The 20,528-nt window shown below is 73.0% G+C and carries 17 protein-coding genes and 1 pseudogene; 12 read left to right on the plus strand and 6 right to left on the minus strand.

Annotated features, from left to right (window positions below; all coding sequences use genetic code 11):
* Nucleotides 1-30: 30 nt before the first annotated feature.
* Complete coding sequence (locus ACFYON_RS21255; protein WP_354867477.1) at nt 31-789, minus strand: peptidylprolyl isomerase; 759 nt, start codon at nt 787-789, stop codon at nt 31-33.
* A 215-nt stretch (nt 790-1,004) separates the two neighbouring features.
* Between ACFYON_RS21255 and ACFYON_RS21260 the strand changes: the two genes are divergently transcribed.
* From ACFYON_RS21260 to ACFYON_RS21280, 5 genes are all read left to right on the plus strand, one after another.
* Nucleotides 1,005-2,159: an RNA ligase RtcB family protein gene (locus tag ACFYON_RS21260; protein ID WP_355095313.1), complete on the plus strand. Its 1,155-nt coding sequence runs from the start codon at nt 1,005-1,007 to the stop codon at nt 2,157-2,159.
* A complete protein-coding gene (prfH, locus tag ACFYON_RS21265; protein ID WP_355095311.1) occupies nt 2,156-2,761 on the plus strand; it encodes a peptide chain release factor H in 606 nt (201 codons plus the stop codon). Before ACFYON_RS21260 ends, prfH begins: the two co-directional genes overlap by 4 nt.
* Before the next feature lie 261 nt (nt 2,762-3,022).
* Nucleotides 3,023-3,352 (plus strand): hypothetical protein, encoded by a 330-nt coding sequence (locus ACFYON_RS21270; protein WP_354867485.1) that lies wholly within the window; start codon nt 3,023-3,025, stop codon nt 3,350-3,352.
* A complete protein-coding gene (locus ACFYON_RS21275) occupies nt 3,349-3,972 on the plus strand; it encodes a hypothetical protein (protein WP_354867488.1) in 624 nt (207 codons plus the stop codon). Before ACFYON_RS21270 ends, ACFYON_RS21275 begins: the two co-directional genes overlap by 4 nt.
* A gap of 29 nt (nt 3,973-4,001) precedes the next feature.
* Nucleotides 4,002-4,829 (plus strand): DUF72 domain-containing protein, encoded by an 828-nt coding sequence (locus tag ACFYON_RS21280; RefSeq protein WP_354867490.1) that lies wholly within the window; start codon nt 4,002-4,004, stop codon nt 4,827-4,829.
* 21 nt (nt 4,830-4,850) lie between these two features.
* Here ACFYON_RS21280 and ACFYON_RS21285 read toward each other — a convergent pair whose 3' ends face one another.
* A complete protein-coding gene (locus ACFYON_RS21285; protein WP_354867492.1) occupies nt 4,851-5,633 on the minus strand; it encodes a DUF3152 domain-containing protein in 783 nt (260 codons plus the stop codon).
* A 136-nt stretch (nt 5,634-5,769) separates the two neighbouring features.
* Between ACFYON_RS21285 and ACFYON_RS21290 the strand changes: the two genes are divergently transcribed.
* The 3 genes from ACFYON_RS21290 to ACFYON_RS21300 all read left to right on the plus strand — a co-directional run bounded on the left by ACFYON_RS21290 (nt 5,770) and on the right by ACFYON_RS21300 (nt 8,248).
* Entirely contained in the window at nt 5,770-6,273 is a 504-nt protein-coding gene (locus ACFYON_RS21290) for a SigE family RNA polymerase sigma factor (RefSeq protein ID WP_354867494.1), read from the plus strand.
* A 5-nt stretch (nt 6,274-6,278) separates the two neighbouring features.
* Nucleotides 6,279-6,989, plus strand: a complete 711-nt coding sequence (locus tag ACFYON_RS21295; RefSeq protein WP_354867623.1) for a hypothetical protein — start codon at nt 6,279-6,281, stop codon at nt 6,987-6,989.
* A 212-nt stretch (nt 6,990-7,201) separates the two neighbouring features.
* Entirely contained in the window at nt 7,202-8,248 is a 1,047-nt protein-coding gene (locus tag ACFYON_RS21300) for a zinc-dependent alcohol dehydrogenase family protein (RefSeq protein ID WP_354867497.1), read from the plus strand.
* 63 nt (nt 8,249-8,311) lie between these two features.
* On the opposite strand, the gene ACFYON_RS21305 is transcribed toward ACFYON_RS21300, so the two are convergent.
* Both ACFYON_RS21305 and ACFYON_RS21310 read right to left on the minus strand, forming a co-directional pair.
* Nucleotides 8,312-11,542, minus strand: coding sequence for an Ig-like domain-containing protein (locus ACFYON_RS21305; RefSeq protein ID WP_354867499.1), 3,231 nt, complete (start codon nt 11,540-11,542; stop codon nt 8,312-8,314).
* A gap of 295 nt (nt 11,543-11,837) precedes the next feature.
* On the minus strand, nt 11,838-12,392 hold the full coding sequence (locus tag ACFYON_RS21310; protein WP_354867502.1) for a winged helix-turn-helix domain-containing protein: 555 nt from the start codon (nt 12,390-12,392) through the stop codon (nt 11,838-11,840).
* A 263-nt stretch (nt 12,393-12,655) separates the two neighbouring features.
* Here ACFYON_RS21310 and ACFYON_RS21315 point away from each other — a divergent pair, with 263 nt between their 5' ends.
* Nucleotides 12,656-17,053: a S8 family serine peptidase gene (locus ACFYON_RS21315; RefSeq protein ID WP_354867505.1), complete on the plus strand. Its 4,398-nt coding sequence runs from the start codon at nt 12,656-12,658 to the stop codon at nt 17,051-17,053.
* A gap of 183 nt (nt 17,054-17,236) precedes the next feature.
* On the opposite strand, the gene ACFYON_RS21320 is transcribed toward ACFYON_RS21315, so the two are convergent.
* On the minus strand, nt 17,237-17,728 hold the full coding sequence (locus ACFYON_RS21320) for a winged helix-turn-helix domain-containing protein (RefSeq protein WP_354867507.1): 492 nt from the start codon (nt 17,726-17,728) through the stop codon (nt 17,237-17,239).
* 268 nt (nt 17,729-17,996) lie between these two features.
* Here ACFYON_RS21320 and ACFYON_RS21325 point away from each other — a divergent pair.
* Nucleotides 17,997-18,203 (plus strand): annotated as a pseudogene (locus ACFYON_RS21325) (hypothetical protein); the annotation flags it as partial.
* 30 nt (nt 18,204-18,233) lie between these two features.
* Here ACFYON_RS21325 and ACFYON_RS21330 read toward each other — a convergent pair.
* The gene (locus tag ACFYON_RS21330) at nt 18,234-19,268 is read right to left on the minus strand and encodes a sigma-70 family RNA polymerase sigma factor (protein ID WP_354867510.1); all 1,035 of its coding nucleotides are present in this window, start codon (nt 19,266-19,268) and stop codon (nt 18,234-18,236) included.
* A gap of 96 nt (nt 19,269-19,364) precedes the next feature.
* Here ACFYON_RS21330 and ACFYON_RS21335 point away from each other — a divergent pair, with 96 nt between their 5' ends.
* Together ACFYON_RS21335 and ACFYON_RS21340 are read left to right on the plus strand one after the other, a co-directional pair.
* On the plus strand, nt 19,365-20,186 hold the full coding sequence (locus ACFYON_RS21335; RefSeq protein ID WP_354867512.1) for an alpha/beta fold hydrolase: 822 nt from the start codon (nt 19,365-19,367) through the stop codon (nt 20,184-20,186).
* A gap of 73 nt (nt 20,187-20,259) precedes the next feature.
* Entirely contained in the window at nt 20,260-20,487 is a 228-nt protein-coding gene (locus tag ACFYON_RS21340; protein WP_269700829.1) for a hypothetical protein, read from the plus strand.
* Nucleotides 20,488-20,528 lie beyond the last annotated feature (41 nt).

Below are 20,528 nucleotides of genomic sequence, written 5' to 3' on the forward strand. Positions count from 1 at the left end.
GCCCGGCGGCCGTCCCGCCGGGCCGTCGCGTCAGCGTCCCTGCTTGGCGCGGCAGATCTCCACCGGCACCGCCGGGGCGCCGTCGACCGGAGCCGGGTCCTCCGGCGTGGGCGCGATGCCGCCGGCCGAGATCCGGTCCAGCGTGGCCAGCCCGGCCGCGTCGACCTGGCCGAACACCGTGTAGTTGGGGCGCAGCGCCGAGTCGGCCTGGACCAGGAAGAACTGGCTGCCGTTGGTGTCCGGGCCGGCGTTGGCCATGGCGAGGGTGCCGCGCGCGTACAGGCGGCGTACACCCGTCGGGTCGGTCGGCGCGGGCGGCAGGTCGGTGGGCAGCTCGTCGCGGTAGCGGTAGCCCGGGCCGCCCTCGCCGGTGCCGGACGGGTCGCCGCACTGGAGCACGGTCAGCGTCGGGTACGCGGTGAGCCGGTGGCAGGGCGTCCGGTCGTAGAAGTGCTTGCGGACCAGGTGCAGGAAGCTCTGCACGGTGCACGGCGCCTGTTCGCGGTCCAGCGTCAGCCCGATCGGTCCCTGGTTGGTGCGCAGGGTGACCCGAACGGTGCCCCGGTCCGGCGTGCGGCGCGGGTCCGGCGGCAGCGGCACCGGACGGGCGGCCGGCTCGTCCGGCGTGGGCGTGTACGCGCACGGGCCCTTGGTCGGCGCGGGGTCGGCGGGCGGCGCCGCGCTTGCGGCCACACCGGCGCTGGCGACCAGCGCCGCGGCGGCCACGCTCACCCCGGCGAGGCGGGCCAGCAGGGGTAAGGCGGCGTGCGTTCGGGTTTCGCTCGACACGGTGGTCCTCCCTGGACTCGTGGTACCAGAACGACCGGAGTCTATGGAGCGGGTGCGGCGATGTCGACGTGAACGCGTCGCCTGTCGAAAGTCGGTTGCCGCCCCGCGGCCACCTCCGGGAGGCTGAGCGCATGACGTTCTGACGGACCGCTCCCCAGCTCGCAGGCCATCGCCGCCTGCCGTTCCCGCCTCTCTTTCCGCAGAAACGAGCGTCTGTGTCCGCGTACCCCTCCGGGCGGGCCGTCGTGCCCGCCACCGTCTCCGTCTTCTCCTCTCCCGGCAGCTGGATCGAGTCCGCCGCGCTCGACCAGTGCCGTCAGGTCGCCGCCCTGGACGGCATGGCGCACGTGGCCGCCATGCCGGACCTGCACCCCGGCAAGGGCGCGCCGATCGGCGCCGCGATGTCCTCGACGGTGCTCTACCCGTTCCTGGTCGGCTCCGACATCGGCTGCGGCATCGCGGTGTTCCCGATCGCGCTGCGCCGGGCCGTACCGGAACGGCTCGCGGCCCGGTTCCCCGACCTGGACCGGGCGCTCGACCCGGACCGGGACGCCGACGACCCGGCCTGGTCGGTGCTGGACGGCGACGTGCCGGCCGGCCACCTGGACGGCCTCGGCACGGTCGGGCGCGGCAACCACTTCGTCGAGCTGGCCCGCGTCGGGCCGGTCCTCGCGCCGGAGCACGCCGCGCGGCTCGGGCTGGACGCCGGTGACCTGGTGCTCTTGGTGCACTCCGGGTCGCGCGGGCTGGGCGAGCGGATCCTGCGCGAGCACACCGAGACGCACGGCGCCGGCCCCGCGCCCGACCCGGACGCCTACCTGGCCCGGCACGACGCGGCCGTGCGGTGGGGTTCGCTCAACCGGCGGCTGCTGGCCGCGCGGGTCGCGTACGCGCTCGGCGCCGAGCCCACCGAACCGGTCGTCGACCAGTGCCACAACCTGGTCGAGATCCGCGACGGACACTACCTGCACCGCAAGGGCGCGGCCCCGGGCGACGGCCGGGACGTGCTGATCGCCGGCACCCGTGGCACGCCCTCCTACCTCGTGGCCGCGCACGCCGGACCGGACGCCGGCTACTCGGTGGCGCACGGCGCCGGGCGGAAGATGTCCCGCGCCGACGCGCTGCGCCGGGGCCGGGCCAAGCACACCGTCGAGGAGCTGCGGCGTACACCGGTCGGCTCGGTGGTGGTGTGCGGCGACCGGCAGTTGCTGTTCGAGGAGGCGCCCACCGCGTACAAGCGCATCGAGCAGGTGATCGGCGACCTGGTGGCGCACGACCTGGCCACGCCGATCACCACCACGGTTCCGCTGGTCACCTACAAGACGCCGGACGCCGGCCGTCGTGACGAGCGCCGGAAGGGTCGGCGGTGACCGAGCTGCTGCTGTCCGCCGGGCGCGGACCCGCCGAGTGCTCGTGGGCCCTCGCCCGGCTGCTGTCCCGCCTGGAGGGCGAGGCGACCCGGCGCGGCCTGCGTACCGACCGGGTCGAGACGGTGCCCGGCGACCGGGCCGGCACCTACCGGTCGGTGCTGCTCCGGATCACCGGCGCCGGGGCGGAGGCGTTCGCGGCCGGGTGGACCGGCACGCTCTGCTGGCAGGCGCCCAGCCCGTACCGGACGGGTCACGGCCGCAAGAACTGGTACGTCACCGCACAGCCCTGCCGGACCGACGTGGTGGTCACGCCGTTCCACGAGGCCGACGTCGAGTTCGTGCCGTGCCGCACCGGCGGGCCGGGCGGTCAGCACCGCAACAAGGCGAGCACAGCCGTCCGGGCCACGCACCGCCCGTCGGGCCGGACGGTGGTGGTGGACACCGAACGGCACCTGCACCTCAACCGCCGGATCGCCGTCGAGCTGCTGCGGCAGCGGATCGCCGACGACGACGAGGCGGCCCGGCGGGCGGGCGTCGACGCCCGCTGGCGCGTCCACGACGACCTCGTGCGCGGCGACCCGGTACGGGTGGAACGCCCGTGACCCGCGCCGGTCCAGGCCGGGCCGCGGCCCATGGACCAGGTCCAGCAGCGCACGGTAGAACTCGGCCAGGGCGCGCGCGTCGGTGCGGTCCAGCACCACCTGGCGCAGCCGCAGACCCGCTCCATCGGTCATCGTCACCACCCCCGGCCGCCTCTTGCCCCGGCGGTCGCGGCCCGATCCGCCGGGCCTGCCGGACTCGGCTACCGTGGGCGCGGCGACCGGGCGGCCCCGGCCCGCCGACGTGAGGCGCGAGGAGGACGGATGCGACGGAGAAGGACCGGTCTGGTGGCGGCACTGGCGCTCTCGCTCGCCTCCTGCGGCGGGGACGCCGGCACCGATCCCGAGACCTACCTCCGGGACGCGATGCGCGAGGCCGTGTCGATCAAGCAGGAGGCCGGGCAGTTCCCCCGGGGCGTCAGCGATCTGTCGATCGGGGACTACGACGGCGTCGGCGTCGTCACGTTCGTCACGAACAACGACGCGTCGTCGCTCTGCGTGCAACTGTCGGTGCCGGACGCCAGGTACAGCGTGTACTCCGACGACCCCGGCCACGTCACCGAGGGCGCCTGCGACATGGACCGCGTCCAGTGAACGGACTGGTGCGGCGCTTCCGCGCCGTGGTCGCGATGTGGATCTTCGTCGGCGGGGGCGGGTTCCTGCTGGCCGGCTTCCTCGGCCTGGCCCTGCTGACCCAGACGGGTCCGTTCGCGGCCGCGTCGACCTTCTCCGCCGATGCCGAGTTCGCCCCCGGCGCGGAGATCAAGGTGAGTGACACCGGCGTACGTCCCGGCAACATCCTGATCCTCGCCACCCCGGCCACTGTGGACCCGGCCACCGTCCGGTGCACCGCGAAGAGCCGGGTCTACACCACCGGCGAGCAGCGGAGCAAGGAGCTCACCGGGGCCCGGCCCGAGGGGACCGCGGCGGTGATGCGCGACCGCGGCGACGAGTTCACTCCGGTGCTGGTCACCGGCGGGCTCACCTGGATGGAGACCGACTTCGTGAGCTGCACCGGTGACGGCGCGGAGGCGTTCGCGCTGACCACCGCCAAGGGCATCCAGACTGACAGCTTCCGGCTCGCCACCGGACTGCTGCTCATGCTGCTCGCACCGGTGTTGGCCGGTCTCGGCTGCCTCGCGCTGTACCTCACCCGGAAGTGGAACCGGGAGGCGCGGCTACACGGCGGATCGACGAACTGGCCCTACCGGTGACCGGGACGCGCCTGCACGTCGGCTGTGCCATGTGGACGCACAGATCCTGGTCCGGCCGCTTCCTGCCGCACCCGCTGCCCGCGCACGAGCGGCTGCGCGCGTACGCCGGGTGGTGCGACGCGGTGGAGGGAAACACCACGTTCTACGCGACCCCGGCCCGGGCGACGGTGGCGTCCTGGGCCGAGCAGACCGGCCCGGGCTTCCGTTTCCTGCCGAAGCTGCCGAAGGTGGTCACCCACGAGCGCCGGCTCACCGGCGGCGAGGCGGAACTGCGGGCGTTCCTGCACGCGATCGAGCCGTTCGGCCACCGGGCGGACTCGCTCTGGATCCAGTTGCCCGGCTCGTTCGGCCCCGGTGACGTGCCCGACCTCGACCGGTTCCTGCGCACGCTGCCCACCACCCACAGGTACGCCGTCGAGGTCCGCCACCCCGCCTTCTTCACCGAGCCCGGTGCGGCACACGCGCTGGAGGCGACGCTGCACCGCGCCGGCGCCGAATGGATCCCGTTCGACACCACAGCGTTCTTCCGGACGCCGCCGACGAGCGACGCGGAACGGGAGGCGTGGACGCGCAAACCGCGCCTGCCGCTGCGCACCCGGGCGCTGACCGACCGGCCGATCGTGCGCTACCTGGGCCGCGACGACCCGGCCCGCACCGTCGAGGGCTGGCAGCCGTGGCTGGACGTGGTGACCGGCTGGCTGCGCGAGGGCCGCTCGCCGACAGTGTTCGTGCACACGCCGGACAACGCGGACGCCCTCGAGCTGGCCCGCCGCTTCCACGACCAGGTCCGCGCGCGGGTGCCCGGGCTCGCGCCGCTGCCGGAACCGGAGCCGGTCGGCCCGGCCACGCTGTTCTGAGCGCCGGACGGGATCGCCCGGTCAGCCCGGACGGCCGCCCTCGGGCGGGGGCACCCGGTCGTCGTACACGCCGGACGGTCCCGCGTACCGCTCGCCGCGCAGGAACGGCAGCGGGTTCGGGGTGCAGCCGTGCAGGCCGAGCGTCTGCTGCTGCATCACCGGCGCCGGCCGGCCCCGCCCCGGGCAGCGTTCGTGACCGTGGCCGAGGCGGTGACCGACCTCGTGGTTGACCACGTACCGCCGGTACGCGGCGAGGTCGCTGCCGTAGGCCGGTGCGCCGCGCACCCAGCGGGCCACGTTCACCACCACCCGGCTCCCGTTACGGCAGGACGTGTACCGGTCCGGCCCGCCCTGGCACAGGTCGTCGCGCGTGCCGGGGGTGGCGAGGTGGACGGTGAAGTCGGCGGGTCCGCGTGCGCCGACGCGACGCAGGGTGAGCCGTCCGTCGGTCGTCCAGCCACCCGGGCCGGCGAGGATGGCGGTGACCTGCGCCGCGAACTCGGCCGCCGACAGGCCGGTGATGTCCCGCTCCACCGCCACCCGGTAGCGCATCAGGCGGCCCGTACCCCCGGAGCCGGCCGGCTCGGCGGCGGCGAACCGCCACTTGTTGTCGCCCTCGGCGGGATAGCCGATCGACGCCGGCCGGGCGCGGGCGGGCGCGGCCGTGGTCGCCACCGGTGTGACGGCGGGCGGGCCGGCCGGTGCGGTGGCGGGCTGGTCCGCCGCGGCCGGCACGCAGCCGGCCAGCAACGCCAGCAGGGTGATGGTCGCGCCGCCGCGCGTCCGGTCCACGGTCCCGGTCATCTCGTCTCCCCTCACCGCCCGGTCTCGGGCGCAGCGATGAGGACGGGTGATCCGTCGCGAAAGTTGGTCCGGCGAGGGCTCAACCTTTTGCCCGCCTCGCACGTCCTGGTCGAGGTGAGAGGTGCAGAGGGCCGGCATGGCCCGGGGTGATGCGGAGTTCGTCGAGTTCGCGCGGGCGTCCTCCGCGCGGCTGACGCACGCCGCCTTCCTCATGACCGGCAACCACCACCACGCCGAGGACGCCGCACAGACCGCGCTGGTGCGCACGTACGCGTCCTGGTCCCGGATCCGCAACGGCGACCCGTACGGATACGCCCGGTCGGTGCTGGTGAACCACCTCGTCGACACCTGGCGACGGCCGATCCGCGAATACCCGAGCGACGACCTGCCGGAGCGGCACGGCGGCGACCTGGCCGAGGAGGTGGCCACCCGGCGGTGGCTGGTCACCGCGCTCGGCACACTCACCGCGCGCGAACGCGCCGTCGTCGTCCTACGTCACTACTTCGACCTGCCGGAGGCCCAGGTGGCACGCGAACTCGACGTGTCGGTCGGCACCGTCAAGAGCACCGCGTCCCGGGCGCTGGAGAAGCTGCGCACCGCCGGGCTGGCCGCGCCGCGACCGCGGGAGACGTGCCGGTGACCGAGATGGACGAGCTACGCCGCGCGATGCGGGCGGCCGAGCGGGCCGACGGACTGGACATCGCCGACATCATGCGCCGGGGACGCCGGCTGCGCCGCCGCCGCCGGATCGGCGCCGGAATCGCGGCGGCGGCGGTGATCGCGGTGGTCGTCGGCGTCGACGCCGTGGCGACGCGGCCCGGCCCGCCGCACGCCCCGGCCGGGGAGCCGACCGCCGCCGCGCCCGCCCGCACGGCCTCACCCACGCCGACCGCCGAACCGACCGAGGCGCCGCCGCGACCGCTCGGGACCGTCGTGGGCAGCGGCATCCGGTACGGTGCCGACGAGCGTGTGTTCTTCATGGTCCCGCTCGACGTTCCGGAACTGCCGCGCGTGACGATCGGCCTGGTCGCCGGCCGGCGCACACCGGGCGGGCGCCTGACCTCCGACTTCCTGGTCAACGACGTGTCCGGCAGCGACCGCCGGTCGGGGTTCCACGAGATCGGGTACGACCAGCAGCGGGTGCCCGCCGACGCGCCGGTGCCGACGTTCGGCTACTTCGTCGGCCCGGCGGCACGCATCGTCGGGACGGTCGACGGCCGGCAGGTCGAGGCGAAGCTGGTCCGGTGGAGCGAGGACCCACAGGTGGTGATCTTCTGGTTCGACCCGAGGACGCTCACCCCCGGCACCCCCCTGGACGGCATCACCGCCCACGATCCCCAGAACCGCCGCCTGTAGTCCCCTCCGCCCCCCTCGCCCCGGTGATCAAGGAGCTTGCGGCGGGCAACGGCGGACCGGACTCCACCTCCCGACGATCTTGCACTTTCTGCCCGGGCAGGCCGGACATTCGCGACATCTGCTGGGCCACAAGTGCAAGATCGCGGAGAGCCGGAGAGCCGGAGGGCGGGACGGGTTCGGGAGGGGAGCGGGGTGGGTGTGAGGATCGGGGCATGCGTGCTGTGGTGTTCGAGCAGTTCGGGGTTCGGCCGGAGGTCCGGGAGGTGGACGATCCGGCGCCGGCGCCGGACGGGGTGGTCGTCCGGGTCGGCGCGACCGGCCTGTGCCGCAGTGACTGGCACGGCTGGCAGGGCCACGACCCGGACATCCGCCCGCCGCACGTGCCGGGGCACGAGTTCGCCGGTGTCGTCGTGGCTGTCGGCGCTGACGTACGCGGCTGGCGGTCCGGCGACCGGGTGACCGTGCCGTTCGTCTGCGCGTGCGGGCGGTGTCCCTCGTGCCTGGCCGGCGACCAGCAGGTCTGCGAGCGGCAGACCCAGCCGGGCTTCACCGGATGGGGCTCGTTCGCCGAGTTGGTCGCGGTGCGGCACGCCGACGTCAACCTGGTCCGGCTGCCGGACGAGCTGGACGAGACGGCCGCCGCCGCGCTCGGCTGCCGGTTCGCCACCGCGTTCCGGGCGGTCGTCGCGCAGGGCCGCGTGGCGGCGGGCGAGTGGGTGGCGGTGCACGGCTGCGGGGGCGTCGGCCTGTCCGCCGTCATGGTCGCGGCGGCGAGCGGCGCGCGGGTGGTGGCCGTGGACGTCTCGCCCGCCGCGCTGGAGCTGGCCCGCCGCAGCGGCGCCGCGGTCTGCCTGGACGCGAGCGCGCTCGACGGTCCGGGCGAGGTGGCCGCCGCGATCCGGGACGCCACCGGAGGGGGCGCCCATCTCTCGCTGGACGCGCTGGGCAGTCACGCCACCTGCGTGGCGTCGATCGAGGGCCTGCGCCGGCGCGGCCGGCACGTGCAGGTCGGGCTGCTGCCCGCAGCGCGGGGCCGGCCCGCGCTGCCGATGGACCTGGTGATCGCGTACGAGCTGGAGCTGCGGGGCAGCCACGGCATGCCGGCGCACGCGTACCCGGAGATGCTGCGGCTGGTCACCGCCGGGGTGCTGCGCCCCGCCGAGCTGGTCACCCGCACCATCGACCTGGCCGCCGTGCCGGAGGCACTCGCCACGATGGACCACCCGGCCGGCGCCGGGATGTGCCTGATCCGGCCCTGAGCCAGAGCGGGCCGGCCCGGCGCCGGGAGGACCCGGCGCGGACCGGCCCGCGATGCCCGCCCGTCAGTCGGTGACGGTCACCGTGACGGTACGCGGCGGCTGCTGGTACTGCCCGCGGTTGTCCATGCCGCGGATCGTCACCGTGTACGTGCCGGCCGGGATCACCGGCGACGTGTACGCGAAGTTCGACCCCGGCGATCCCGGGCTGGTGAGGAACGTGGCGATCCACGGCCAGCCGGTCGGCGCGCCCGCCCGGCCGAACGTGCCGGCGGAATTCATGCCCTGACCGGCGCTGTTGCCGATCTGCACCTCGACCTTCTGCATCCCGCCGTCGTCCACCGCCCGGCCGGTGATCACGATCCGGCCGCCGGTGTACGCCTGACCCTCGACCGGCGTGATGCTCGGCTCCAGCGTCGGGTCGGTGTCACCCGGGTAGACGAGGTAGCGGGCGGTGGCGCCGCTTGTCGAGTTGTCCTGCTGGCCCGCGGTGTCCACGGCCCACGCCTCCACGCTGTACGTGCCCCGCGCGGGCAGGTTGATCGAGAGCGTGAACGGGGTGCTCGTCGCACCGGGCGAGGCGAGCGTGGCGTCGACGGTGGCGAACGCGGCGGCCATGGTGCCGTTGGGCTGCACGTACCGGCCGGTGTCCAGGTCGCGCAGTGCGATCCGGACCGCCCGGACGCCCTTGTCGTCGGTGGCGGTGCCGGTCAGGTCCAGGTGCAGCTGGTCGATGTCCTGGTTGGTGCCGGTGAAGCTGAGCAGCCCGTTCGGGAAGGCGTCGCCGGGCACCTGGGCGGTGACCGTGAGCCGGCCCATGTTGTTGCTGGACGTGGTCAGGCCGAGCTTGTCGGTCGCCCGTACCCGGAAGTCGTAGACACCGGGGGTGAGCGGCACCGTGGTGAACGACCAGTCGAACGTCGCGGCGTCGAGGTTGGCCGGCGAGATCCGGTGGTAGCCGGCGATCGAGTCGGCGCCCCACGTGCCGTCGCTGGCGAGGGCCTCGCGGGTGGTGTTGTTGCGCAGGTAGATCTCGACCGACTTCAGGGCGTCGTCGTCACGCGCCGTACCGGAGAACGTGACGGTGCCGCCGGGCGCGACGGTGAACGGCGCGGCGTTGCCCGGCGGGGTCATCGCCACCGGCGAGGTGATCGCCACGGTCGGCGGTACGCCGGTGGCCGAGACGGTCCAGTCCCGGTTGTCGCCGCGCAGGTCACTCTGGCCGGTCGTGTCGACGGCGGTGGCGGTCATCTTCCACTGGCCCTCGGTCGGCAGGGTGACCTCGTACTGCCAGGTGGTGGACGTCGCGCCGATCACGTCCGGCTCGCCCCGGAAGGTGTTGTAGACGGCGGCGACGGTGCCGTCGTCCTGGAGGTACCTGTTGTCCAGGGTGCGGAACGAGTAGATCAGCGAGTTGACGCCCTTGTCGTCGGTGGCGGTGCCGGAGGCCACGAACGTCTGCGTGGCGACCAGGCCCGCCGACGGCGAGCTGATCCGGGTCGTCGGCGGCAGGTCGTCGAAGCGGAACGCCTCGATCTTCTTGACCGCCTTGGTGGTGTCGCCGGCCCCGTTACGGTCGAACGTCTTGGCCTGCAACTGGTAGACCCCGGCCGGCAGCGTCACCGGCAGGCTCCACGTGGTGGAGGTCGCGTTCGGCGCGGCCACAGTCGTGTTGATCGCCTTGAACGCGCCCCAGGTGGTCAGGTCGGCCTGGAGGTACTTGCCGCTGTTGCGATCCTGGATCTCCAGCTGGACCCGGGCCACGCCGGCCGGGGCGAGCGCCTGGCCGCTGATGGTGAACGACTCGCCGGCCGGCTTCACCGCGCCCTCGATCGGCGTGGTGACAGTGGTGTCCAGCGGCGCCGGCGCGGGCTCCTTGGAGAGGTCGAAGAAGGCCACCCGGCCGGTGGTCTTGCCGCCCTTGACGTTGCCGTCGCCGCCGACGAGCAGGCCGCGCGAGGTGGCGAGCATCGCCTTCTCGCCCTCGTAGGAGTTGGAGCCGGGGTTCCACTCCAGCGCGGTGCCGGTGAGCGGGTCGAGCGCGCCGAGGTGGTCGCGGCGGACCACCTGGTCGCCGAGGCCGTAGCCGCTGAGCCCCTGGCCGGTGCCGTAGCCGACGTTGTCCAGGCCGGGCCACGGCACGTTCGAGGTGGGCGACTCCTGCCAGCTGAAGTGCCCGCCGACGTAGACGGCGGTGTCGGTGATCGCCACCGAGTAGATGCTGTCGAAGTGCCGGGAGATCCAGAGCGGCTCGACGTTGTCGTTACCGGTCAGCGGATACGCGATGGCGGTGTCGTTGATCGGCGGACGGTCGCCGCCGGAGCCGCTGGTGACGACGAAGTACGAGTCGTCCGGCGCGATGTCGCCGGCGAAGACCCGCTGGATGCCGCCGACGAAGGAGAGGTTGTCCTCCCACAGCCGGGTACGCCACGGCAGCAGCGCCTTGCCGGCCGTACCGATGAGGGCGACGCCGTAGCGGTCCTGGCCGGCGATCTGGCGGCCCGTGTGCACGACCAGCAGCTTGCTGCGGTCGTGGGTGAGCTTGAGCTGCTGCACGGTGAGCATGCCGCCGACGCCGATGCCGCCGGTGAGCGGCAGGTCGAAGCCGGTGTCGACGGCGCCGGTGGTGGGGTTGAGCGCGGCCAGGCCGCTGCGGCTGACCCCGTTGACGGTGGCGAACTGGCCGCCCACGTAGACGGCGTTGCCGCTGACCGCGAGGGCGGTGGCCCGCGCGTTCGCGGTGGCGGTGAACGCGGCGACCGGCGCGCCGGTGGCCGGGTTCAGCCGGGCGATCTTGCGCTTGGCCACGCCGTTGATCGTGTTGAACGAGCCGGCGATGTAGAGCGACGACCCGTCCGGCGACGCCTCCACCGCGGCGACCGCGCCGTCGATGACCGGCTTGAACCCGGTGTCCACCTTGCCGGTGTCCAGGTTGTACGACGCCAGGGACTTCTGCGCGATCGCGGACCCGCCGACGTTCGCGATCGAGGTGAACGTGCCGGCGATGAAGACGCGGTTGCCGATCACCTCGATGTCGGTGATCTCGCCGTTGGTGATCCGCGGCGTGTCGGTGCGGGGCGTGGTCGGCATCAGCCGGGTGTCCCCGGGGGTGACCAGCGCACGGGTCGCGGTGGTACGCGCGGCGCCGAGCGCGGCGCTGCCGCCCGTCGCCTGGGCGCCGGTCTGGCCGGCCACGCCGGCGTCCCGCACGACGACGGTGCCGGCCAGCGCCGGTACTCCCGCCACCACGACCGCGCCGGCGGCGACCACCGACATCGCGCGAAGCCAAACTCGCATCGAGTCAACTCTCCCTGTCCGCCGGGACGGCCCTCCCGGGTGATTCCCGAGTCCCCTCCGTCCGCGTGCCGGACGTCACCGTAGGAGGCAGAGACCTCTCGCGATACACGCCGCACCGGTAATCGACCGGTCGCCATCAATTCCGGCCACATCGGTGGCCCGCCTCCACCGATCGTGTCACCCGTCCGGCCGTCCGGCCGCCGCGCTCAGGGCGCCTCGCTGCCGCACCCGGCGCCCCCGAACGGCGGCGCGAAGTGCCAGTGGAGCTGCCACCGGAACTCGCGGCCGGTAGAAGTCAGTCGCCCCGTACCCGGGGTTGGCGGTGGTCGGTCAGCCGCAGGCCGACGCCGCGTACCGCCGCGATGGTGACGCCGGTGCCCAGCTCGTCGAGCTTACGGCGCAACCGCTTCACCAGGGACTGCACGTCGGCCCGGCCGTGCGTCGGCGCGTCGCGCCAGACCGCCCGGTGCAGCTCGGCGTAGGTCCACACCCGTGCCGGCTCGGCGGTCAGGCAGGTCAGCAGGTCACGCTCCAGCCGGGTCAGGGCGGTCTCCCGGTCACCCCACCGGGCTGTCGACCGGGCCGCGTCGATCACCAGCGCGCCGTCCGGCGCAGGCCCGGCCGGGGGTACGGGCCGAGCCGGCGCGTCGGCCGGGGCCGGCGCATCCGTCATGATCAGCTCGCGCAGCTCGTCCAGATCGGTGACCATCAGAAGAGGCGCCACGCCGTCCAGCAGCTCGGTCAGCCGCAGCCGTTCGGCGGACGACGGCGTCACGCCGATGACGAGCGAGAAGGGCCGCTCCGGCGGGTCGGTGCCGGAGTCAGCCGCGTTCGTGCCGTCAGTCGTCACCGCGCCCCCACCGTGACAGAAACTGTCAACAGGCCACCCGATCCGGGGGCCTGTTGGTGACATGTTGCTTACGTACGGTCATTGATCGCTCGTCACTGTCGATCATAGTGTCCACTCAGGCGTCCGGCGCAGACCCGCACGGACGCCTAGGGGGCCTGGGGGGTTCTTGCAACACCGGTGCGACCAGTCGGGAGAGTTCGTCTCCTGGCCCTTCTGCCATGGCTCGATCATCAGCGGGTCATCGGAGTAGGAGGCAGCACCGAATGCTGAGACGTTCACACAGATGGGGCCCGGCCCGGCGGCTGGTGAGCGCGGGCGCCGTCCTGGTGCTCGCCGCCACCGCGCTGGCCGCCACCGGCACGGCGGCGCAGGCGGAGACAGGCGCCGGCGCGTCGGCCGGCGACAAGATCCGCCCGGAGCTCACCCGTGCGCTCCAGGGCAAGAGCGAGGGCGACTTCTGGATCCACTTCGGCGCCAAGGCGGACCTGAGCAAGGCCGCCGCGATCAAGGACTGGAACGAGCGCGGGGCCCTCGTCGCGGCGGCGCTGAAGAAGACCGCAGCCGACAGCCAGTCGAAGATCCGCGCCGAGCTGGACCGCTCGGGCACGAAGTACCAGACCTTCTGGGCGACGAACGCCATCAAGGTCACCGACGGCTCGCTGACCATGGCGCAGAACTTCGCCGCCCACTCCGAGGTGGACGGCCTGTACGCGCCGGTGGAGTACAAGCTGCCGGAGACCACCCCGGGTACCGACGAGAAGTCGGCGAACGCCCTGGAGTGGGGCATCGCCAACATCAACGCCGACGACGTCTGGTCCCAGTACGGCGTCAAGGGCGCCGGGATCACCGTGGCCAGCATCGACAGCGGCGTCCAGTTCGACCACCCGGCGCTGGTGAACGCCTACCGCGGCAACAACGGTGACGGCACCTTCGACCACGACTACAACTGGTTCGACGCGGCCGGCGAGTGCGCCACCGCGCCGTGCGACTCCGACGGCCACGGCACCCACACCATGGGCACCATGGCCGGCGCCGACGGGGCCAACCAGATCGGTGTCGCCCCCGAGGTCAAGTGGATCGCCGCGAACGGGTGCTGCCCGTCCGACGCCGCGCTGATCAACTCGGGCCAGTGGATGCTGGAGCCCACCGACCTCAACGGGCAGAACCCGGACGCCAGCAAGCGGCCGAACATCATCAACAACTCGTGGGGCACCACGACGCCGTCCAACGAGCCGTTCATGGAGGACGTCACGAACGCCTGGACCGCCTCGGGCATCTTCGGCGTCTGGTCCAACGGCAACAACGGCCCGTCCTGCCAGACCAGCGGCTCACCGGGCAGCCTGGGAAGCAATTACTCGACCGGTGCGTACGACATCAACAACAACATCGCCAGCTTCTCGTCCCGGGGCACCGGGCAGAGCGGCGAGATCAAGCCGAACATCTCGGCGCCGGGCGTCAACGTCCGCTCCAGCGTGCCGAACGACACCTACGCCACCGCCAGCGGCACCTCGATGGCGGCACCGCACCTGGCCGGTGCGATCGCGCTGCTCTGGTCCGCGGCACCGAGCCTGGTCGGTGACATCACGGCGACCCGCGCGTTGCTCAACGACACCGCCGTGGACAAGGCCGACACGCAGTGCGGTGGCACCGCAGACGACAACAACGTGTACGGCGAGGGCCGGCTGGACGCGCTCGCACTGCTCGCCGCCGCGCCGATCGGCGACAACGGCACGCTGGCCGGCAAGGTCACCGACGCCCGCAGCGGCGCCGCCATCGCCGGCGCGACAGTCACCCTGACCGGCGCGGCGGACCGTACGCTGACCACCGGCGCGGACGGCGTCTACTCCTCGCTCCTGCCGGCGGGCGACTACCAGGTGGTCGTCTCGGCGTACGGGTACGCCAGCCGCACGTTGTCCGCGACTGTCACCGCGAACACCACGACCACGCTCGACGTGGCGCTCAGCGCGGTACCGAGCGTGACGGTCAGCGGGCAGGTCACCGACGGGTCCGGGCACGGCTGGCCGCTGTACGCGAAGGTGAGCGTCGAGGGCACGCCGATCTCCGACTACACCACGCCGGCGACCGGCCGCTACAGCCTGTCGCTGCCGTCCGGGACGACCTACCGGCTCACCGTCGAGCCGCAGTACGCCGGCTACCTGACCACCACCAAGGAGGTCACCGTCGGCGCGGCAAACGTCACCGCCAACATCGCGGTGCAGGCGGACCCGGAGGCGTGCGCCACAGCCCCCGGCTACACCGTCAGCTCCGACGGTGAGTACGAGACGTTCGACGGCACCGATGTGCCGGACGGCTGGACCGTGGTGGACAACGCCGGCACCGGCCAGGTCTGGGAGTTCACCGACACCGGTGAACGCGGCAACCGGACCGGCGGCAGCGGCAACCTCGCCGTCATCGACAGCGACAACTACGGCAGCGGCGGGCGGCAGGACACGTCGCTGGTCAGCCCGGTGGTCGACCTGACCGGCGTGACCGCGCCGGTGGTCCGGTTCAACCAGGACTACAACTGGCTCAACAGCGACCGCGCGGACGTCGACCTGAGCCTGGACGGCGGCACCACGTGGAGCAACGTGCTCCGGCAGGCCACCGACGTACGCGGACCCCGGGTGACCGAGGTGCCGATCCCGCAGGCGGCCGGCCAGTCGCAGGTGCAGGTGCGCTTCCACTACTACGAGGCGAGCTGGGAATGGTGGTGGCAGGTCGACAACGTCCTCATCGGCAGCAAGCTCGTCTGCAAGCCGGTCAAGGGCGGCCTGGTCCTCGGCCACGTCCGGGACAAGAACGACAACGGCTACGTCAACGGCGCGACGGTGACCAGTAAGGACAACCCGGCGGACAAGGCCACCACGGTCGCCACGCCGGACGATCCCGAGCTGCCCGACGGCTTCTACTGGATGTTCTCGTCGCTGACCGGGACACACCCGTTCACCGCCAGCGCCGGCAACTACGTGAGCCAGACCAAGCAGGTCACTGTCGAGGAGGACTGGGCGACCGCGGCCAACTTCCAGCTCGCCGCCGGCCGGCTGTCGGTGAAGCCGACTTCGATCACCGGCACGGTCCGGATGCCCAGCGGGAAGGTCAGCAAGACCTTCACCGTCACCAACACCGGCGGCGCACCGGTCACCGCCGAGTTCAGTGAGCGCGACGGCGGGTTCGTGCTGCAACGGGCCGACGGCTCCCGGCTGTCCGAGCAGGCGATGCTCGGCTCCACCGGCGCGCCGGTGCAACGGCTGAACGTCGCCACGTCGTTCGCGGCGCGCTCGTCGGGCAAGTCGTCGAACGCGACCGTCGCGGCCGCACCGCAGGCGGATCCGTGGACCACCATCCCGGGCTACCCGGCGAACGTGATGGACAACCGGGTCGTCAACGTCGACGGCGTCGTCTACTCCATCGCCGGTGGTGACGGCACCACGTCGAGCGCCAAGAACTACAAGTACGACCCGATCGCCCAGGCGTGGACCGGGATCGCCGACCTGCCCGGCGCGCGTAACGCCATGACCGTCGGCGTGCTCGACGGCAAGATCATCGCTACCGGTGGCTGGGGTGCCGCCGGTCCGGACGTCGCCACCTTCTCGTACGACCCGGCGGCGAACACCTGGACCCGCAAGGCCGACAACCCGGCGCCGCGCTCGGCGGCCGGCCAGGCGGTCGCGGGCGGCAAGCTGTACGCGATCGGTGGCTGCACCACCGCGAGCTGCACGCCGATGTCGAACTCGGTGGTCCGGTACGACCCGGGCGCGAACACCTGGGAGACGCTGCCGGCGTACCCGAAGTCGGTGGCGTTCCTGTCCTGCGGCGGGATCGACGGCACCGTCTACTGCACCGGCGGTAACGACGGGTCGGTGTCGCAGAAGGTCGGTTACGCCTTCGACCCGGGTGCCAACGCCTGGACCGCCATCCCGGACGCGCCGGCCGACAGCTGGGCCGCCTCGTACGCGGTGGCGAACGGCAAGCTCCTGGTCGTCGGCGGGTCGCAGGGCGGCGCCATCACCAACGCCGGCTTCGCCTTCGACCCGGCGACCAACTCGTGGGCCAACCTGCCCAACGCCAACGCCCCCCGCTACCGGGGTGGCGCGGCCTGCGGGTTCTACAAGATCGGCGGTTCGTCGGGCGGCTTCACGGCCACCAAGGACAGCGAGGTCCTGCCCGGCTTCGGCGAGTGCGCCGAGGGTGGGGCCGACGTGAGCTGGCTGACCGTCGACAAGTCGAAGGTCACGCTGGCGCCGGGTGAGACGGTCACAGTCACTGTCGGCATGACCGCGAGCGTGGACCAGCCGGGCACGTACTCCGCGTCCGTGGTGATCAAGGAGGACACCCCGTACACGGTGGAGCCGGTGGCGGTGACCATGATCGCGCAGCCGCCGACCACCTGGGGCAAGCTGTCCGGCACGGTCTCCGGCAAGAGCTGCCAGGGCGCCACCGCGCCGCTGGCGGGCGTGACGGTGCAGGTCGACTCCTGGGCGAGTTCGTACACCTTCACCACCGACGCCCAGGGCCGGTACGCCTACTGGATGGACCGGCGCAACAACCCGCTGACGCTGATCGTCGCCAAGGACGGCTGGAAGCCCCAGACGCGCCAGACGAAGATCAACAGCAGCACGCCCACGGTAGAGGACTTCACCCTCTCCCCCACCCGCTGCTGACCCAGCACCCGACAAGGACGGCCCGCCCGGTGCACGCACCGGGCGGGCCGTCCCATGTCCACCCCCTTTCCCGCCGATCTCGCACTTGCCGCCCCGGCAAGGGCACACAAAAGCCCCACCCGAGGGGCCGGAACTGCAAGATCGACGGCGCGAGCGGGTGGGGCGGGGAAGGGCGGGGCGGGGTTAGGGGGTGAGACGGAAACCCACGCCTCTTACGGCGTGGATTTCGGCGGGGGCGTCGAGGCGGCCCAGCTTACGGCGTAGACGGCGGACCACCGAGTGCATGTCCGAGCCCCGTCCGAGGTGGTCGTTGCCCCAGACGGCGCGGTGCAGCCGGGCGTACGTCCACACCTGGCCGGGCGTGTCGGTGAGGCAGACAAGCAGGTCGTGCTCCAGCGGCGTCAACCCGATCTCCCGCTCCCGCCAGCGCAGCACCCGCCGGTCGGAGTCGACCGCGAGCTCCCGCCGGGGCGGCTCGGCCGGCGCCTCGTCATCCACGGGCGGGTGCGGCGCCACGGCGAGCGCCGGCCGGCGCACCATGTCGAGGAAGCGGCGGGCCTGATGGGCGCTGGACACGATCAGGAACGACTCGGTGCCGCCGAGCAGTTGGGCGAGCTGCCGGCGCTCGGCCGACGAGGTCGCGATGCCGATGACCAAGGACGGGATCCCTGTCATCCGTTCCCACCTTTCCGGCAGGTTGAACCACAACGCCGGGCGGTCGCCAGGCACGGCGATGCGGAGGCACCTGGCTTGCGGAGTTCGACCCGAGGGATGCGGGAGCTGCGGTTTCGTGAGGCTTCGGGGTGAACTACCGGGATCATATAGCCGGGCACCGATGATTGGTATAGCAGTTAACGTCTATGTAACTGCGTGCGACAAGGTGTTCGAGGCGCATTGCGCCGACGCGCGCGTACCGATGAGAGCCGGGACGTACGGCGGTCCAATGCCTGTGATCACCCACCTGCTCCGCCTGGCCGACGGGACGCCGACCCGCGCGGAGATCGCGGCCCGCTGCGCCGAACTGGCCGAGGCGCTGCGCGGCCGCGACCGGGGCGTGGTGGTGTGCGACGTGTCCGCGGTGACCGCGCCCGACCTCGTCACGGTCGAGGTGCTGGCGCGGCTACGCCTGACCGCCCGGCGGTTCGGCTGGCGGCTCGAGGTACGCGGCGCGTGCGAAGGCCTACGCGAACTGGCCGGCCTGCTCGGGCTGGCCGGCGTCCTCCTCCAGCCGGGCGGGCAGCCCGAACAGCGGGAACAGCCGGTCGACGTCGTGGAAGTTGTTGAGCGACGTGATCCGCCCCCGGGAGACGCCGATCACGATCAACGCCCACGGCACATGACCTGAGCCGTCGGGGTCGCACCGGTACTGGCCGAACGCCGGCATGCCGTTGGCGGCCGTCGGCACCAGCCGGGAGCCGCGGCAGCCGCTGCCGGTGCCGGCCATCCACGCGGCGATGTGCTCGGGACCGCGCAGCCACAGCGGCAGCGGCGGCATCGACAGCGTCGCGTCCTCGTGCAGCAACGCGGTGAGCGCCGCCAGGTCGTACGCCTCGAAGGCGCGCACGTAGCGGGCGAGCAGGGCCTGCTGCTCGCTGTCGAGCGGACGGCGCACCTCGGCCCCGGTGTCGGCCGAGGCGAGCGTGGCGCGCGCCCGTTGCAGCGCGCTGTTGACGCTCGCCACCGACGTGTCCAGCAGTTCGGCGGCCTCCTGGGCCGACCAGGCCAGCACCTCGCGCAGGATCAGCACGGCCCGCTGTTTCGGCGGCAGGTGCTGCAACGCAGCGACGAACGCCAGCCGGACCGACTCCCGGCCGGCGACCACCTCGGCCGGGTCGGCGGCCTCGGGCAGCACCCGGTCGTCGGGCGCCGGACCGAGCCAGATCTGCTCCGGGCGCGGCTCGCCGGGATGGGTGGCGGCGCCGACGCCCGCCGGACCGAGGTCCATCGGCCGGATCCGGCGCTGCGCGCTCGTGGACATGGTGAGGCAGACGTTCGTGGCGATCCGGTAGAGCCAGGTCCGCAGGGCGGACCGCCCCTCGAACTTGTCGAAATTGCGCCAGGCCCGGACGAACGTGTCCTGCACGGCGTCCTCGGCCTCGAAGGCCGAACCCAGCATCCGGTAGCAGTAGCCGGTCAACTCCGACCGGTACGCCTCGAGTTGCGCCTCGACGGGAACACTCGCCACCTCGCTCACCTCGCCGAACCTAGCCCACATGCAGCGACAATGCGAGCACGTTCGATCCCGCGCCGATGATTCCGTGCCGCCCGCCCGGTCCACCAGCCGTCAGGTCACCACGTCCGAGGAGCACCGATGACCACAGCGCAGCGCGACGAGACCCACGCCCCCGGGCGGTACGCCGACGTCAACGGCGTCCACCTCTACTACGAGACGCACGGCGAAGGCCGGCCGATGATCCTGCTGCACGGCGGCCTCACCTCGGGTGAGATGTTCGCGCCGATCCTGCCCGCGCTCACCGCGCGGCACCAGGTGATCCTGGTGGATCTCCAGGGGCACGGCCGCACCGCCGACGTGGACCGTCCGCTCGACATGGCGCTGATGGCCGACGACGTGGCCGCGCTGATCGACCACCTCGGGCTGGACCGGCCGGACGTGGTCGGCTTCTCCCTAGGCGGCGGCGTCGCGCTGCACACCGGGTTCCGGCACCCGGAGAAGATCGGCCGGCTGGTCGCCGCGTCCGCGCACATCCGCCGCGACGCCGTGTACCCGGAACTGCTGGCGCAGCAGGGCCAGGTCGGCGCCGCGGCGGCCGAGTACATGAAGGACACCCCGATGTACGAGCTGTACCAGCGGGTCGCGCCCCGTCCGGAGGACTTCCCCCGGCTGCTCGACAAGATCGGCGAGGCGATGCGGACGGACTTCGACTTCACCGAGCAGGTCCGGGCCCTGCGGGTGCCGACGCTGGTGGTGGCCGCCGATGCGGACATGGCCCCGCCGAGCCACTTCGTCGAGGTGTTCGGGCTGCTCGACGGCGGCCGGCGCGACGGCGGCTGGACGGGCGAGGGCCGTCCGGCGGGCGGGCACGCGCTGGCGATCCTGCCCGGCCTGACCCACTACGACATCGACCAGTCGCCGCTGTTCGCCGCGGTCACCCTGGACTTCCTCGACCGCTGACGCCGGCCCCGCGCGGTTGCCGCGTCCCGTCCCGGGGTACCGCTTGCGCAGAAGCACCGGTGAGGAGGACGAGATGACCGACCCCAGGTACGCACCGATCGGGCTGGCCACTGCCGGGCAGCTGGTCCCCGACGACGGGGAGACCGGCGGCGGTGAGGTCGTCGGCGCTGACGACGCGGCTGCCGACGCCGCCCGCGCCGGCGCCGACGTGGACCTGTCCCGGGCCGACCGGGACAGCGACGGCACCCCGGTGGGCGCCGCCGACGCCGAGGCCGACCGCCGGCGCGCGGCAGGCGAGTGACGCTCTCCGCCCCGCCACCCGTACGACGGTGGCGGGGCGGA

The organism is Micromonospora sp. NPDC005686 (assembly GCF_042871665.1).
GTDB lineage: Bacteria > Actinomycetota > Actinomycetes > Mycobacteriales > Micromonosporaceae > Micromonospora.

What these genes read in the sequence shown, in the direction of transcription:
- ACFYON_RS21270 (WP_354867485.1), top strand. Translation starts at nt 3,023, where the DNA reads ATGCGACGGAGAAGGACCGGTCTGGTGGCGGCACTGGCGCTCTCGCTC.
- ACFYON_RS21315 (WP_354867505.1), top strand. Translation starts at nt 12,656, where the DNA reads ATGCTGAGACGTTCACACAGATGGGGCCCGGCCCGGCGGCTGGTGAGC.
- ACFYON_RS21285 (WP_354867492.1), bottom strand. Translation starts at nt 5,633, where the DNA reads ATGACCGGGACCGTGGACCGGACGCGCGGCGGCGCGACCATCACCCTG.
- ACFYON_RS21280 (WP_354867490.1), top strand. Translation starts at nt 4,002, where the DNA reads ATGTGGACGCACAGATCCTGGTCCGGCCGCTTCCTGCCGCACCCGCTG.
- ACFYON_RS21335 (WP_354867512.1), top strand. Translation starts at nt 19,365, where the DNA reads ATGACCACAGCGCAGCGCGACGAGACCCACGCCCCCGGGCGGTACGCC.
- ACFYON_RS21290 (WP_354867494.1), top strand. Translation starts at nt 5,770, where the DNA reads ATGGCCCGGGGTGATGCGGAGTTCGTCGAGTTCGCGCGGGCGTCCTCC.
- ACFYON_RS21305 (WP_354867499.1), bottom strand. Translation starts at nt 11,542, where the DNA reads ATGCGAGTTTGGCTTCGCGCGATGTCGGTGGTCGCCGCCGGCGCGGTC.
- ACFYON_RS21295 (WP_354867623.1), top strand. Translation starts at nt 6,279, where the DNA reads ATGGACGAGCTACGCCGCGCGATGCGGGCGGCCGAGCGGGCCGACGGA.
- ACFYON_RS21300 (WP_354867497.1), top strand. Translation starts at nt 7,202, where the DNA reads ATGCGTGCTGTGGTGTTCGAGCAGTTCGGGGTTCGGCCGGAGGTCCGG.
- ACFYON_RS21320 (WP_354867507.1), bottom strand. Translation starts at nt 17,728, where the DNA reads ATGACAGGGATCCCGTCCTTGGTCATCGGCATCGCGACCTCGTCGGCC.
- ACFYON_RS21330 (WP_354867510.1), bottom strand. Translation starts at nt 19,268, where the DNA reads ATGTGGGCTAGGTTCGGCGAGGTGAGCGAGGTGGCGAGTGTTCCCGTC.
- ACFYON_RS21340 (WP_269700829.1), top strand. Translation starts at nt 20,260, where the DNA reads ATGACCGACCCCAGGTACGCACCGATCGGGCTGGCCACTGCCGGGCAG.